The following is a 17,681-nucleotide window of genomic DNA, read 5'->3' as shown; positions in this document are numbered from 1 at the left end:
CAATAGCACCTGTGTATAACCCAGTATTCTTATATACATAATTACTATAACTCTATAGGATTGTATTTTGAATAGCACTCTATATGGAACATTTTTTTGTTAATTTTAGGAGTTTCATTCTATTAATTGTTGATATAAGCAGCAAAAATTAAAGGATTATATTGTATATTTTTTAAGAAACAGAAAATATTTCAAATATCTATGATCTACAGTCTAAGAGCTTGGTATATATGAAGAACAGCAATAAAAGAAATAGAACATCATATAATAAATCGTCCAAAGATATTGAAAACGATTTGATATTAAAACAGCACAAAAATAAGAACAATTATCGGTCTAATAAAATGTCAGAACAAAAGAAAAACAACCTTCAAAACGAAAAAGTCCAATCTTCTAATCTGATATATGATGATGATATAGAATATCATGATAAAGATAATTACCTTAAACAAGGTAGTAATAATCGTTATTCCTCAGAATTTTCACCTGCAAATGATTTAAGTGCTGGAAGTGTAATCCAGATACTTCAAAATATTGGGAAAAATTCCTTAAATATGGCGCTACGTAATGCCATAATTGCTTCTATGCTCTGGATTGTGTCCGTATTAGCATTATCGATAATATCTTATGTTAATTCATCTATAAGCTCGTTTTATGAATTCATATCAAGGCCAGAAACAATGATATTGTTTCTAACAGTGAATATAATACCTGTTTTGCTGTTTTTTGCATTTTTCATAATGATATGCCGTGCAAGGGATATGCATGAAGCATCTCAATCAATAGCAGAAGTTGCGCTTCGTCTTATGGAGCCAGAAACATATGCTGCTGATAGAGTTGTATCGGTTGGCAGTAAAGTTCGTAAAGAAATTTTGACAATGAACGAAGGGATAGAACGTGCCATATCCCGAGCAAATGATTTAGAAAATATAGTTCGTTCTGAAGTAGATATGCTTGAAAAGAACTATGCAAAAGACGAAGATAGAATTCAGAAACTGGTTCACCAACTAAGAGAGGAGCGTGAGTCTATATTTGAGCATGGAATGGAGCTCCGCAGTTCCATATCTGAAGTGCACGAATCTCTAAAAGAAGAACTTTCCATAACTAGTGAAGAAATTTCTATTCATCTTGCAAATGCAACGGAATCATTTTCTTCAATTGTTAATAAGCGAATAACAAAATTAACTGATGTAACCAATAAATCCTTAACCGAAACAACAGAAATAATTTCTTCTAAGATAGATCAATTGCTAAAAGTTCTTGATTCTGCATCTGTCATGATTACGGAAGATTTTGGAAATCGTATTAAGTTTTTATCTAAGTCTATTGATAATTCAGGCAATAATCTTCTAATTCGTTTAAATAATTATGTGTCAGAATTAGAGAGCAATTCTGACAAATTAGATGCAAAATTAAATGATAAATACCAGCAGTTCATAAAATCTTTGGATTCTAAGATATTTCAACTGGCTGATTTATTGTTAGAAAAACAGGGATATATTACAGAAGCATTAGATGATGCAATGCAGAATTTATATTCCTCTTTTCAGGAAAAAGAAGGTTCTTTTCATGATAATATTAAATCAATTACAGAAAATACATTCGTAGAGTTTAATAATCGTATAGTTGCGCTAAGCAATAATATTGGCAAAGTTGTTGGAGATGCTTCAAGGGAATTAAGTGAAAGCATTACAGAATTTTGCCAATTTTTTGACAAGAACTTTAATTCTTTTGGATTGCAATTAGAAAATAACATAGAAAAAGTTCGTGGATATCTTTCAAAATCACATAATCACATAGATGAATTATTCCTTACTAATATAAAAACTATTGATTCTAATATGGAAGACAAGAATAAGATTATGGCTGATATCCTTGCTGATAAGCAAAGGAGCATGATCACTACTGCTGATCAAAATGTAGAAAAATTAGAAACTGTCCTTACAAATAGTATCGATAATTTAACAACTATACTTGAAGATAAGTGTCAAATAATTGACACAGATATTGAGAAAAAGTCTTCGGAAATTTGCTCTTCATTTAATTCTGCATGTCAAAAAATTAATAATATGATTTTTAGTAGAGAAGAATTGTTTTCAAATTCTCTAGTTCAGGCACAATCTCAGTTTGAAGAAGCACTTTCTAACAGACCTCAAGATATTATCAATTCTATGTCTGAGAACATAAGTAAGCTAACTGATACTATTTATGATAAAACAATGGTGTTGGCTGTAGCTTTATCTGAGAGCCAAAAAGCTATTGATAGTACCCTTAAAACACATACTCAAGATGTTATAAGTAAAATAACAACTGCAGAATCTAAGTTAGAAAATTCATTTACTGAAAGCTCAGGTAAGGTTGTTTTTTGCTATAATAACAACAATAAGAAGCTTGAAGAAATGCTAAAAAGAAATCTAATATCCATTGAGAGGATGCTTGATCACAAAAGCAATCAAGTCAATAACATTTTTGAAAACTCTGCTAAACGCATTGATACCATCATATGCGATAATACAAAAGTCGTAAAAGAAACATTCAATAATAGTAGTAATGATATTGGATTAGAGTTATCAAAAATCAGCGAACAAATTGGAAATTCTATAGGTAATATAAAAGATCTTACAATAACTTTAGAACAAAAATGTAATGATTTAGAAACTGATCTTATAGGACACTCAAATCAGATTATTCACTCTTTTGATGCCGCTAAATTATCTATAAACGATAATTTTTCTATGCATAATAAAAGTTTCATCAATTCCTTATCAGATAATCAATCAAAATTTGAGAATATTATTGTATCTCAATCTAAGAGTGTTATTGATTCATTTTCTAAAGATATTAAGGAATTGAACGATACGGCATATCAAAAAGCTACTGAACTAGCTAATTCCCTTGCTGACAGTCAAAATAAATTAGGCATAACGTTAGAAAATCATTCTCAAAATGTGTTAAAGAAGATTTTTGTTGCTAGTGATAAAATCAGTGAATCTTTTGCTGATAGAATTGATAGCATTAGACTTTCTTATGAAAATAATTATAAAATTTTAGATGAAAAACTTTTCCAGCATATAAAAGGATTGCAAAATATCCTTGTTGAAAACAGTGATAAAATAGATGATACAGTTGAGACTGCATCTAATTTTATTAAATCTGTTCTAGATGAAAATTCTGTAAGAATTGAAAGCTTGTTAAGTTGTGGTACTGATTCGGTAAATAATGTTTTACTAGCTGCTCATCTAAAATTTGATCAATTATTAAAAGAAAAATCAGAAGAAATTAATAAAATTGTTGATGAAAGATCTTCTTCTATTTCCATGGCTGTCGCTGAAAAATCCATAGAATTAAAAAATAGTTTGAAAGAACAAGAATATTCATTGCGCAGTAAATTTGAATCTACCAATAAATATCTAGAGGATTTATCTTCTAAAGTTCAAGATTTGATACAAGATTTAGTTTCATTAATTGGAGATACATCTAAATCTACAAATGATACCACTGAAAGATTGGAAAAATCCATCGTCGATGTAAATGAAAAACTTAAAGTATGTAAAGAATTATTTGGAGATGATATTAATGTATTTACAGATGAAATATCAAAAGTTGTAGAAATTGCAGGGCAAAAAATTTCTCAAATAACGAGTAAAGTATCACAAAATTTATTAGAAAATAGCGATAATATTACTAATAAAATAGTAGACAATACATCACGTCTTAAAGACGAAATAGATGGTGTTACAAATAAATTTATTGAAAGCGGTCGCTTCTTAGAGAAGAGAGAAGAAAAATTCCGTTATAGCCTAGATAATTTTAATAATAATCTTTCAGAAGTTATTATAGAAGTTGATAAAGTTGTTTCAGATCGTACTGGTGAGATGCGATCATTAATAGAAAAACGTATCCATAATATCAAAGATATAATTTCTGATATTAATCAATCATTAGAGTGTCACAGTAATAATATGGTTGATAAGTTTAAAGAGCATATCCAATGCTTTGAATCTAATATTTCTGCAACAGAATCTATAATCGATAACAATAATAAATCAATGAAGTCATCTCTCGATGAGCGTTCTAATATGTTAGATAAATTGTTGTCGCAACGTTCTAATGAAATATCTAACGCGATTATTGGAGCTTTTAATAAAGAAGAAAGCGCTATAGCAAATAGTATTGATAAAAAAATCTGTGATGCTGCCAATGCACTTGAAAAACTTGAAGAATTATTAATAAGCGATATTGATAAAATTACTGGTAGAATTGCTGATAACAGTAAAAATGTAACAACAATCATTACTGATGCAACTAATTCTCTAAATGAAGTAGATGAAAGATTGAATGGAACAACAAATCGTATAGTCAAAACAGCAGGAAGAATCGATACTGTTTTTGGTGAAACATCTAAATCGTTTGATAATAAAATTAATAATATTAATAAAATATCTGAATTAGTTCTATTACAAATGTCTGAATTAGTTAATAAACTAGATCAAAACTCTAAAAATCTTTTGAAAACTCATGAGTCTCTAGTAAAATCACAGGCTGAAACAACTATCGTGTTAGATAAGAAAGCAATTAATTTAACAGATTTAACAGATAGATTGATTATTAAATCAGGAGAAGCGCAAAAGTTTGTTTTATCCCTATTATCAGATATAAAAGATGTTCTTGAGAAGGCTGACTTCCTTTCAGGAAAAATGATAGATAATATCAAAAATAGTCTTTTAAATTCCTTCTCGAATATAGAATCTAGTTTGTATAAAATAGAAACTCGTAGCCGCGATTTAGTTAAAATGATTAACAGTGATTTAGCTGATATTGGGGATAAAACTATTAAAACCATCGATAGTAACTTTGAAATAATAGAAGGTAAATCATATGATTTATCAAATCATATGATAAGAAAAATAAGATCAGCTTTACCTAATATTGAAAATATCATATATGATATTGAACAAAAATCGGATAAGTCTATGCAAAGGTTTTTGGATTCTATTAACGATAAGATGGATTCATTTATTCAAAGACTATCAGAGACAAGTAATGATATATCTAATACATCCGATAGAATAACTGGAGAGTTGAATAATTCTCATGATATTTTAAAACGTGATTCTATAAATTTAGCAAAAGAAGCTACTGAAAGTGCTAATATTGTGCGCAAAACTGTAGAAGAACAAATCGCTGTTTTAAAAGATTTTCAAAGGTCAGTTATTACTCCTATGCAAGATGGATCTGATTTTTATAAAAAAGGTTTAATGAATAAAAATTCAGAAAAATCATTAATAAAAGATAAATCTTCTAGTGGATGGTTGAAAAGTTTACTGAATTTTTCTGTAAATAATAAAGAAAAAATAATATCTCATGATAAAGAAAGTAAAATGTTATCGATTTCTCCTGCTATAGGATCTATTATAAATGATATTGATCATTTCATTGACTATGATGCTTTTTTTGACTTATGGAAGCGTTATACACAAGGAGAAAGCAATATATTTAGCCAGCGCTTGTATACCATAAAAGGACAAAAAATATTTAATAATTTACAAGATAAATATATAACCGATTTAGAATTTCAACGTGATGTTGATACATATATCTCTGATTTTGAAAAAATGTTAGCTGAAAGTACTCGCAATCATAATAATCCTTCTGTAGCACAAGATCATATCACATCTAACTACGGTAAAGTTTACACGATTCTTGTACATGCTTCTGGAAGAAATTTATAAACGTAATATTGTTATTATTATATATAAATGTATAATGACAACTTATAGAAATAATAATGGCAATTCCCTGTGATATAATAGTGATTATATCGATAGATATATCATGTTTAGTTTTATATATGTTTTTGCTAAGTATATTTATAAAGCAGTATTCGTTTTGAAATTAGAATATTAAATATTGCATTATGCTCTTTAATATTTACTATATCATATAAATTATGATTTTGGTATTTACTACTAAATCAAATATGTAAATATTAATTTTAAAGTAAATCATTCTATTTATTAAATTATCTTATTAAAATGATTATAATTATTAATTTTAAGTTATCAGTAATTGCTAAAATATAACTCTTTAAAAAAATATTTTTTGATAATAGTATAAACATAATTTAATAAGAATTGTTTTTTAATCATAATTATTTTGACTTGCTTTTTAAATATATAATATACTAACAATATTTTAATGTTTTAATTATGATTTCAAAAATTTTAACAGTAGCTTTTCAAGTCATAGAAGGAATACCTGTTGAAGTTCAGGTTATGCTATCTCCTGGCAGAATTGGAATTCAAATAGTTGGACTACCAGATAAAGCTGTTATAGAAAGTCGTGAAAAAATACAAGCAGCACTTTATGCATGCGGACTGGCTTTACCAAATAAAAGAATTACCATCAACCTTGCACCAGCTGATCTACCTAAAGAAGGATCTCATTTTGATTTGCCTATTATTCTAGCTTTAATGGCATCTATTAAAGCAATTAATTGTGAATCATTGTCTAATTATATAGCATTAGGAGAAATAAATCTTGATGGATCATTAGCTATAATAAATGGAGTATTACCTGCAGCTTTATGTGCTAAAAAATTAAATAAAGGTCTTATATGTCCAAAAATTTGTGGATCTGAAGCTGCATTAGTATCAGAAGATCTGAATATAGTAGCAGCTGATAACTTGATAGAATTAATAAATCATTTAAATAAAAGGCATATTATATCTCGACCTATAAGATCCCATTATAAAGCAACTGATAATCAGCCAGACCTAGCAGATATAAAAGGTCAAAAGGCTGTCAAAAGAGCTTTAGAAATAGCAGCAGCTGGAGGTCATAACTTGCTAATGATGGGCCCCCCTGGTGCAGGAAAATCAATGCTTGCATCATGCTTACCATCAATATTGCCTCCTTTATCTCTAGAAGAAGCTATAGAAGTATCTATGATTTACTCTATTCCTGGGAAATTATATAATGGAAATTATTTCTTGCAAGAACGACCTTTTCGTAATCCTCATTATTCTGCAACAACAGCAGCATTAATAGGAGGTGGAACACGAGCATTACCTGGAGAAGCCTCTCTCGCTCATAATGGTGTATTATTCTTAGACGAGTTACCTGAATTCTCACCTCATACACTTGACGCTCTTCGTCAACCGCTTGAAACCGGCAAATGTGTTATAGCACGCGCTAATCGCAAAGTTAGCTATCCTGCACGTATTCAATTAATAGCTGCAATGAATCCTTGTAGATGTGGCGTTACAATGAAAGATGATAATCTATGCCTACGAGGTCCGCATTGTGCAATAGAGTATCAATCTCGTATATCTGCTCCCTTAATGGATAGAATCGACATATATATAGAAGTACCAGCTGTTCCTTTAGAAGATCTTTTTTCACATAATAATTCTGAATCAAGCATAACAGTAGCTGATCGTGTTCTTATAGCAAGAAACAGACAAAAAGAAAGGCTAGAAAAAATGGGTGTTACATCAACTTGTAATGCTCTTTGTTCCGCTAAATTAATAGAACAAATAGCTGTTCTTGATTCAAAAAGCAGTTCTATTATAAAACAATCTGCCCAAAAAATGCTTTTTTCAGCACGAGGATACCATAAGATACTTAAAGTAGCTAAAACTATTGCAGACTTAGATTCATCAGAAATAATTAAAACAATTCACATTGCTGAAGCAATAGCTTATCGTAAAAAATCAATATACAATATAAAATAGTCAATTAATAGAGTTTTATAACATTATTTATGACAATAAGATATATTTCTTAAACCATAAATATATATATATACTAAAATATACATTTACTTGTAATAATATTAAAAACTAAAAAACAAAGAACTAGTAAAGTCCGCTGGAACCAAAACCTCTATCATCTCTATCGGTTTTTTCTAAAGAAATATCTGGTACTACTTGAGGAATAGCTTTAACAAAAGATGATATAACCAACTGTGCAATACGCATACCTCTTTTGATAATAAAATCCTCTTGACCTAAATTAATTAGCAATACTTTTATTTCACCTCTATAATCACTATCAATAGTTCCAGGAGAATTAAGACAGGTTATACCATTACTCAATGCAAGGCCAGAACGAGGCCTTACCTGTCCTTCATAACCTGAAGGTATTGCGATAAGATATCCACAAGGAACCAGAGAACGCATTCCCTGCAATAGAATCATAGGCTCATTTCCTGGCAACGCAGCAAATAAGTCCATACCTGCAGCTCCAGATGTTTTATATTCTGGAAGAGGCAGATCATCTGCATGAGGTAGACGCACAAGAGATATATTTATATAATCAATCATGTAAGAGATTGTATCTCAGAAATGAGATTTATGTCAATTATTGTTTTGTAGCAAATAAGTTACCTATAATGCTAAAAATATAAAATAAAAGAGATTATAATTATTAATATAAAAAATATATAGTTAAACGTATTTTTTAATCAAAACAAAATCTTATATCGTAAATTATAAAATAGATTATATCTAATTATATAATTGCTATAAATTAATATTCTAAAACTTATATAGATGTGAATAATCTTAATATAGATCCAGTTTTAAGTAAGCAAAATAACAATAAGTATCAATCATGAAAATATTATCTATGCTATATATATGATTTCAAAAATGCGATTAAAATAAATTATTGTCAATAATTATCAATATACAATCATAAAACAATATATTTTAATTAATATTTAAGAAAAATATGAGGATATACATACTATTCAGAGCGGTTTATTTGGTTTTTTTAATATTATCCTATCGGAGAAAATAATAATGAGTTCTAAAAAATCGACTTTAAATGTTTTAATAGCAACTGTTATAGCTACTTCTATATTAAGCGGATGTGATTTTTTGAAAAGATTATGTAATCAATCAGCAGCAGAAAAAGCACCAGTAGCAGGAGCAACACCAGCAGCAGGAGAAAAATCAGCAGCAGGAACAGCACCATCACCAACCGGCTAATTAGGCATTAATAGCAAATAATATTATTGCATAAGATATAAATATTATTATATACCAAAAAAATGGCAGAGATAATATCTCTGCTATTTTTTGATGTAATTGAGCGAAAACTTAAACTATCTATTAAAAAATATATAATAGTCTGCGCATATTTCATGCCTCATTCATGTTATTAAAACTAAATTTTTTGATTTATTACTTCTTATAAAAATTATTATTGATATTTAAAATATTTAGAGAAATATCCATATAAGAAGAAAATTGTTAGTGCAATTATAAAAACCATAAAAGCATATCAAAATAATAAACTGAACTTATATTAAAAATAAATTGTATCTTATCTGATTAAAAATCAAAGTGATAAACTATTGATTGATAACTGTAAGTTTAATATCACTTTATATTTTAAAAATTTAATCATGTTTAAATTAGCACAATTAAAATTTGATAATTATAAATAATATTGATGCATAATAGAAAATTAAATTTAATAGATTAGTGATTGTAATAATATGATTTTAATGATTGCAAAATTGTAACAATAAAAATCAAAAAGATAAAATCTATTAAAGTTCAATAAGTAATGAAAACAGAAATGGGTATCGTTTTTATAATCTTATCCTAAAAGATAATTTATTCGTGCTTTTAAACATAATTTTTATAAAATAATAAGTACTATAAAAGTTTGTAAAACTTGTATATCTAGTAGTTTATTTAAAAATCTTCAAATACTTTATCTTTTAACAAAATATAATATATATAAGTATTAAATAAATATTAATTAAATATATAAGTATAATTATTAAAAAGTAAATTTAAATTTAATATAATATAAATTATATTTATATATAAATTACATTTTACTTAAATAATAATATATAATAATTTTTATTAAAATTATTATAATTTATATTATGAGTATAACAAAAAATTATAACTATTTATAAAAAAAGAAAAAGATAAATATAATTGATTAATAAATATATTGAATAAATAATTCTAATAAAACTATAAAAAGGAATGATATTACTAATAATATCTATTTATATATATTAAATCATTATAAATATAATCTATTTTTATGAAATTATACTGGTATTACCTAGAATAGGTAATAATGTAAATCAATGGTTATAAATGTGAAAGAAGTGATATTATCTTAAGTCTATAAAGACCACAAACATAGAAATATGAAACTTAGATACAGATAAATTGTCTAATATTTTGGAAAATTTTTATAAATAAAGATAAGAATACTAATTATATAAATTACTTACATTCTATAGATTTTTAATAATTTTTAAAAAATTTTTTTTATAACATAATTTTAGGAACTATGAGTATGAATATTGCAGAGACAAATAAAAATATCAATCAAAACATAGTAAAAACGTGTATTGATAATTATAATAAGGATCACATTAGTGTTACTAAACCAAATGTTGTCACTAGCCCAAATGTTAGCACTAAATCAAATGTTATAACCAATCCAAATAAAAAGTCATCTGATTTTTTTAGTAACGCAAAAGATGTAATGGTCAACTTAATCCCTATTTATGGAACTATCAATGAATTTAAAAAAGGAAATACTGGATGGGGCATAGTAGGCGTAATTACGGATGCCCTTATACTTGTTCCAGTTTTCGGATATGGTATTAAGGTTGTAGCAACTTTAGCACGGGGAGGGGCAAAAGTAGCTGAAAATGCAATTAAAGCTAAAACAATAATAAATGATTTTAAAGTTCTCCAAGAAAGCTCTAGATCAATTAAAGATGAAATTAGCTCTGTTAAAACAGAAACTATGGGAACAAAATATGTTGATAACAGTAATTTTGCAAAAGATAAAAATATTATCTCAAATACAGCCTTAGAAGAGAAGATCTTAGTCCAAAACCCATCTAAAAAGATAGAATGGAAACCTGTTGTAAAATCAAATCTATCAAAAAGACTAGATAGTTTTGGTCAACATTTATTTCTTGATTTTTTAATGTTAAAACATAATGAAATATTTAAAGGACTAAAAGATGCAACCAAATCTTCTAAGTTCGTAATAAATGGAAATGATATAGCATCAAAAGATTCATTCGATATGTTAAAAAGTCTTATAAAAATATTTCCTAATGATTTTAAAAAGATTCAACTAATTTCTTCTTTTGCACAAGAAGGTATTTTTATTAACAAGCCTTTCGCACATAAAATAGCCAATATTGAACATATAAACGAAACAATGAAAGGAAAAACTTCCTATTATATAGACACCTTAGAAAATGGGGAATTAAAATTAACTGCAAAATACGAAGGGAATAATATAAATAATAAAAATTTTGGTGTTAAAGTTGAAGGAAATATTTCAACAAACAAACCAGCAAAACTTCAATATTCATATTATTCATAAAGATATATTTTATAGGGCCTTATAAAATGGACCAAATAATAGTTATATAAATTATCATCAAATTACGATTAAATATGGGAAAATATTTCAAATCATATATAAATTTTGATGACATCATATATGCTAATAATCAGATATCACAGGTGTTTTTACATCCTGTGATATCTGATTATAAATCCAATATCTCCAAGAAGAAATCAATTTAAAAGAAAAAAATCTTTTTATTAATATAGAATATTCATTTAAGAGATATATTACCTTTACTTTAACAAAGTAATCTAAACAGTACGAAAAATAAGTTTATCTTCTTCGACCAATACTTTGATAGAATCACCTTCAGATATTTCATTAGAAATCATCTTTTCAGCTAATGGATTCTGAATATATTTCTGTATTACTCTTTTTAATGGTCGAGCACCATAAGCAAAATCATAGCCCTTATACGATAACCAAATAACAACTTGATCATCAAAATCTATTGATATATTGCGCTTTTTAATAACAGATAATAGCTTATCAAGCTGAATATGAACAATTTTCGAAATATCATCTTCACGTAATCTCTGAAATAATATTATTTCATCCAAACGATTTAAAAATTCAGGTTTAAATTCGGAATGCACCATTCTCATTACTTTTTCATTAACAGAATTTTCATCACTAGTATCTTCCAACATAAACTCCGCACCTAAATTAGAAGTCATAATGATAAGTGTATTACGAAAATCAACAGTACGACCTTGACTATCTGTCAACCTTCCTTCATCTAAAACTTGCAATAAGATATTATGAACATCTTTATGAGCCTTCTCAATTTCATCAAATAAAATTACCTGATAAGGATGTCTACGCACAGCTTCAGTCAAAGCCCCACCCTCATCATAACCAACATAACCAGGAGGAGCACCTATTAAACGAGATACAGAATGTTTTTCCATATATTCTGACATATCAATGCGCACCATAGAGGTTTCGTCATCAAATAAGAAACGCGCTAAAGACTTGACTAACTCTGTTTTTCCGACCCCCGTTGGCCCTAAAAACATAAAAGATCCCATTGGACGGTTTGGATCTTGTAAGCCAGCTATAAAACGACGCAATGCATTAGAAACAGATTCAATAGCAGCATTCTGACCAACTACATATTTAGAAAGCTCTTCCTCAACTTTAACAAATTTTTCCCGGTCACTTTCTAACATTTTACTAACAGGAATGCCAGTAGAACGAGATACTACACTAGCAATATTATCAGAAGTCACAACCTCATGAATCATATCCGTTGCCATATCATCTGGTTTTGAAGTTTCATCTAGCTCTTTTTCTATTTTTGGAATCAATCCATAAGCAAGCTCTCCTGCACGCTCAAATTCTCCTTGACGCTGCGCCACAGCTAATTCATTACGCATTGTTTCTAATCGTTTTTTAAGATCAGCAGCATAAAAAATCTTTTTCTTAGCCTCTTGCCAACGCAAGGTTAAAGTACTTGATTCTTCTTCTAAAGAAACCAATTCATTTTGCAAGGATAAAAGACGTTCTTCAGAAAATTGATCTTTTTCTTTCTTTAAAGCCTCTTTTTCTATTTTAAGACAAATAATACGACGATCAATTTCATCAAGAACCTCAGGTTTAGTATCTATCTGCATACGAACTCTAGCAGATGCCTCATCCATCAAATCTATGGCTTTATCAGGAAGAAATCTATCAGTAATATATCTATTAGAAAGAACTGCTGCACTTACTAAAGCAGAATCAGAAATTCTAACTTTATGATGTTGTTCATATCTTTCTTTAAGACCACGTAAAATAGATATTGTATCAACAACCGTAGGTTCCCCGACTATAAGAGCTTGGAATCTACGAGCAAGAGCCGGATCCTTTTCTATATACTTTCGGTATTCATCTAATGTTGTTGCTCCTATACAATGTAACTCTCCTCGAGATAACGAGGGCTTAAGAAGATTAGAGGCATCCATTGCTCCATCAGTTTTCCCTGCTCCGACTAATATGTGCAATTCATCAATAAATAGCACTATATTACCTTCTTCAGACTGAATCTCTCCAAGAAGAGCCTTTAATCTCTCCTCAAACTCTCCTCTAAATTTTGCACCAGCTATCAAAGCTCCCATATCAAGAGACATCAATCTCTTTCCCTTAAGAGATTCAGGAACGTCACCATTAATAATACGTGAAGCTAAGCCCTCAACAATAGCTGTCTTACCAACACCAGGATCTCCAATTAAAACTGGATTATTCTTGGTACGACGTGATAAAACTTGAATAGCACGGCGCATTTCATCATCTCGACCAATGACAGGGTCAAGTTTTCCATCTCGAGCTTCCGCTGTAAGGTCACGACAATACTTCTTTAAAGCATCAAATCCGTGTTCTGAATTTACAGAATCAGCTACACGACCCTTACGAATATTTTTAATTGTTTCCTCAAGGCTATTAACACTTACTCCGCATTTTTTAAGAGAAACTGATACAGAAGAACTATGAACTAAAATCATAGCAAGAAGAAATCTTTCTACTGTGACAAAAGAATCACCTGATTTTTTAGCTATTTCCTCTGCTTTAGAACAAACCTCAGCTAATGGGCGTGAAAGATAAATTTGAGATCCACTACCCGTAACTTGTGGCAACTTAGCAAGAGCATCTTGATTAGAAGTGTTAAGTTTTTGAAGATCCCCTCCTGAACTTTTAACTAACGAACATGCAATACCTTTATCATCTTCAAGGAATACATGCAAAATATGCTCAGGCATTAAATTCTGATGACCCTGTGCAAGAGCATATGTTTGTGAAGATTGAAATACACTTCTCAATAACTCTGAATATTTTTCACTATTCATCAAAAAATACCTCCTTTAAATCTATCAGAAATATTCCATAAAAGTAACTATCCGGTTTTTAATTTTTATACACTAGATGGCCCCTCTGAAGAATTTCTAGATGCCCCCTCTGAAGAATTTTTAGATGATTCTTTTTTAGGGTTGCTGTTATTATTAAATCTGCGAGGACGCAATGTCCTTCTATTAGACGCAATCTTACTAGGAACTTTTCTATCTGGAATAGGTGCGTCAAATGCAATATCTTCAATATTAGGCTGATTATCTGGAGGAGATTTGAAAATATTTTCTTTTGTATCTGAATCGACAGGCTTATCCATAAATCCATTATTTAAATGATCTATCTTGCACCTCTTCTCTTTTTCAATAAGGCTCTCCTGTTCATCAAGTTGCAATTTTTCCTGAATCTTTGCTTGAGCCAAAGCAATAATACGATTATAATGCTCTGCATGTTGAAAATGGTTCTCTGCAACAACATAATCACCCGCACTAATAGCATCACGAGCAAGAGTTGAATATCTCTCAGCTATATGCTGAGCAGTACCACGAACCTTAACTTCATATCCAGCACTATCATAATTTCGTACTAATGGATTAATGTTTTTACGATTAAAATTCCCGTTGCCACCATTGGATCCACGTCCACGACTACGTTTATATTGCTGTCCTGACCTCATTTATTACCCATTCAATTTATAAATACCTGATGTTTACCATTTTCAATAGAAAAAATTAATCCATATATTCATTCATTCATTATGCCTTATTCCCCAATATTATAAGAAATCAAAAAAACTCAAACAACTAGTGATAAAACAATAATGCTCTATCATTTCCCCCATAATCTTTAAAAGAATTTAATAAAAACAATTGCCTATCTTCAAAAATACGCACAACATCTAATTTTTGATTATATCCAATCTCTAAGCAACAAAAACCACCCTTAGTCAATTTTTTCGATATACCATCTGCTATAACTCTATAATGAAACAATCCATCTGTTCCACCATCAAGTGCAATATGAGGATCAAAATATTTAACCTCAGATCCAAGGGTATCGATTACATCAGATGATATATAGGGCGGATTTGAAACAATAATATCGAAAACCCCATTAACAGAAGAAAACCAATCGCTTTGTATTGCAGAAAATCTATCGGATACACCATTAATTATAGCATTATTACTAGCAATTTTTAGGGCTTCACTCGAAATATCAACGCCATAACCCTTAAAATTAGAACATTCCTTTAATAAAGAAAGACAAATTGCACCAGTACCAGTCCCAAGATCAAGAACTTTCACAATACTTTTATTCTCTAATTGAGAAAAAAAATGCGATAGAACAACATCTACTAAAAGCTCTGTCTCAGGACGAGGCTCAAAAGTATCAACTGAAAGAGATAATCTTAAATTATAAAAACTTCTCCATCCAATAATACGATGCATAGACTCATGTTTCAAGTATCTGATAATTGCTTTTTTAAGCAATAAAAGCTGTTCTTTGTCCAGAACTATACCTGGATAAGCAACCACTTCACACGCAGATAAACCAGTAATTCCGCATAAAAAATGAATAGGATTACCTAATCTTTTTAATCCAGAATTTCTAAAATAATACTTAATCAAAGAAAGACAATCTCCAACAGTTGGAGGTAGATCACTTATTAAAGACAAATTAGTCACTAGCAAAACCCATCATTCTTGTTTGATGTTCTGTAATCAATGCATTAATAATTTCATCAATATCACCTTGCATTATATATTCCAATTTATATAGTGTTAGATTTATTCTGTGATCCGTAATACGTCCTTGTGGAAAATTATAAGTACGAATACGCTCAGAACGATCACCAGATCCAATTTGGGCCTTACGATCCGCCGATCTTTCATTAGAAACACGTCTTCTTTCGGTATCATAAAGTCGAGATCGTAAAACTTTCATAGCTTGCAATCTATTCTGATGTTGTGATTTTTCAGAAGAAGTTACAATTATACCTGTTGGAATGTGAGTAATCCTTACTGCTGAATCAGTGGTATTAACATGCTGCCCACCCGCACCGGATGCACGCATAGTATCAATACGAATATCTTCTGGAGAAATATCAATATCTATTTCTTCTGCCTCTGGCAAAACTGCAACAGTTGCAGCTGAAGTATGAATCCTTCCACTAGCTTCAGTAGCAGGAACACGCTGAACTCGATGTACACCTGATTCAAATTTCATACGAGCAAACACCCCTCTTCCAGATATTGTTGCAATTATTTCCTTATATCCACCATCATCACTATCACTAGAAGATAAAATATCAACCTTCCACTTTCTAGCCATTGCATAACGCTCATACATATAGAAAAGATCTCTAACAAATAATGCCGCTTCTGCCCCCCCTGTTCCAGCACGAATTTCGATAACACAACTCTTATCATCATCAGCATCTTTAGGAATCAATAAACAACTTATTTCATATTCAAGTTCTTTTATTTTCTTTTCTAATTCTAAAATCTCGGCCTGAGCAATATCTTGAATATCTAAACCAGAATCTGGATCTTCAATAATAGCACGTAAATCCTTTTCTTCTAATTTTGCTTTATCATAAATATCAATTTTGGCAACAACCGGACTGATCGTAGAATATTCAGCATTAAGCTTAATATATACGTCAATAGGAGGCGATTGTGACATCTGAAATTCAATTTCAGAAAAACGATTCTTTATATCGCACATCTGTTCATGAGAAAGACAAACCAAACTATAAAACTTTCAAAAAAAGTTGATACAAACACACATATTATCTAAAATTGAATACAGCGCAAAATATTCGTATCCAGGTAAAACTGATCGTCATAATAATGAAATAACAATATTGTAAATATTATTCGATCATAAAATCAACTAATCGATAACATATTCAAATAATCAAGCAAAGTTGCTTCATAAATTAATTACTTATCATTATCATCTCCAAATAAATCATATCTATATAGAACAGAAATATCGCAGTAACGTAACAGAGCTTAAATATTCAAAAAACAATTTAAACAATTAATGAACCTAAGCTCTAATAAACCTAAATATAAACAATTAAACATTAAATTAACTTAAAATAAATAATCTAATCTCATACAACATATTGATCATTATATTAAATATTCACCTAAATAAATTAATAATATTGATCGGATCATTAATTCCTTTTTTAAAAAACAAGAAATAATTTTAATGATATAAAAATCATCTCAGACATAATAAAAATACCATATAAACAATAAATTACTTTATGCAAATACCAGAACATAAAGTAATTTATTATAATATAAATATTAGTATAATTAAATCCGCCTATCACAATTCGTTCCATTCATTTTATAAGCGGGAATAAAACGATAATACTATTATATCAAAAAGCTAATCACACATAACATATCGATAAAAAAGAA

Annotated in this window: 9 protein-coding genes; 4 read left to right on the top strand and 5 right to left on the bottom strand. The window is 29.1% G+C overall.

The genetic code is table 11. The features are described 5' to 3' along the window. Positions 1-230: 230 nt before the first annotated feature. Positions 231-5,732, top strand: a complete 5,502-nt coding sequence (locus LAM_RS02900; RefSeq protein ID WP_007557529.1) for an apolipoprotein A-IV repeat region-like domain-containing protein — start codon at positions 231-233, stop codon at positions 5,730-5,732. 477 nt (positions 5,733-6,209) lie between these two features. After that, on the top strand, positions 6,210-7,736 hold the full coding sequence (locus tag LAM_RS02895) for a YifB family Mg chelatase-like AAA ATPase (protein ID WP_007557528.1): 1,527 nt from the start codon (positions 6,210-6,212) through the stop codon (positions 7,734-7,736). Positions 7,737-7,859: 123 nt separating this feature from the next. Here the strand turns inward: LAM_RS02895 and dut are convergent, their stop codons facing one another. After that, the gene (gene dut / locus LAM_RS02890; protein WP_007557527.1) at positions 7,860-8,327 is read right to left on the bottom strand and encodes a dUTP diphosphatase; all 468 of its coding nucleotides are present in this window, start codon (positions 8,325-8,327) and stop codon (positions 7,860-7,862) included. A gap of 480 nt (positions 8,328-8,807) precedes the next feature. On the opposite strand from dut, the gene LAM_RS05370 reads away from it, so the two are divergent. Together LAM_RS05370 and LAM_RS02880 are read left to right on the top strand one after the other, a co-directional pair. Then, positions 8,808-8,996: a hypothetical protein gene (locus LAM_RS05370; RefSeq protein WP_007557526.1), complete on the top strand. Its 189-nt coding sequence runs from the start codon at positions 8,808-8,810 to the stop codon at positions 8,994-8,996. Between the two features lie 1,342 nt (positions 8,997-10,338). Further along, positions 10,339-11,391 carry a hypothetical protein gene (locus tag LAM_RS02880; protein ID WP_007557209.1) on the top strand — a complete coding sequence of 351 codons (1,053 nt, stop codon included), beginning with the start codon at positions 10,339-10,341 and terminating at the stop codon, positions 11,389-11,391. A 278-nt stretch (positions 11,392-11,669) separates the two neighbouring features. On the opposite strand, the gene clpB is transcribed toward LAM_RS02880, so the two are convergent. The 4 genes from clpB to prfA all read right to left on the bottom strand — a co-directional run bounded on the left by clpB (position 11,670) and on the right by prfA (position 16,992). Continuing rightward, entirely contained in the window at positions 11,670-14,243 is a 2,574-nt protein-coding gene (gene clpB, locus LAM_RS02875) for an ATP-dependent chaperone ClpB (RefSeq protein ID WP_007557210.1), read from the bottom strand. A gap of 65 nt (positions 14,244-14,308) precedes the next feature. Then, the gene (locus tag LAM_RS02870) at positions 14,309-14,917 is read right to left on the bottom strand and encodes a DUF4167 domain-containing protein (RefSeq protein WP_007557211.1); all 609 of its coding nucleotides are present in this window, start codon (positions 14,915-14,917) and stop codon (positions 14,309-14,311) included. A gap of 127 nt (positions 14,918-15,044) precedes the next feature. Beyond that, on the bottom strand, positions 15,045-15,926 hold the full coding sequence (gene prmC, locus LAM_RS02865) for a peptide chain release factor N(5)-glutamine methyltransferase (protein WP_007557213.1): 882 nt from the start codon (positions 15,924-15,926) through the stop codon (positions 15,045-15,047). Beyond that, positions 15,919-16,992, bottom strand: coding sequence for a peptide chain release factor 1 (gene prfA, locus LAM_RS02860; protein WP_007557214.1), 1,074 nt, complete (start codon positions 16,990-16,992; stop codon positions 15,919-15,921). The genes prmC and prfA overlap by 8 nt, the downstream gene beginning before the upstream one ends. Between the last annotated feature and the right edge of the window lie 689 nt (positions 16,993-17,681).

It is taken from the genome of Candidatus Liberibacter americanus str. Sao Paulo, assembly GCF_000496595.1.
GTDB classification, from domain to species: domain Bacteria; phylum Pseudomonadota; class Alphaproteobacteria; order Rhizobiales; family Rhizobiaceae; genus Liberibacter; species Liberibacter americanus.
This window is presented reverse-complemented; position numbering and strand designations above follow the sequence as displayed.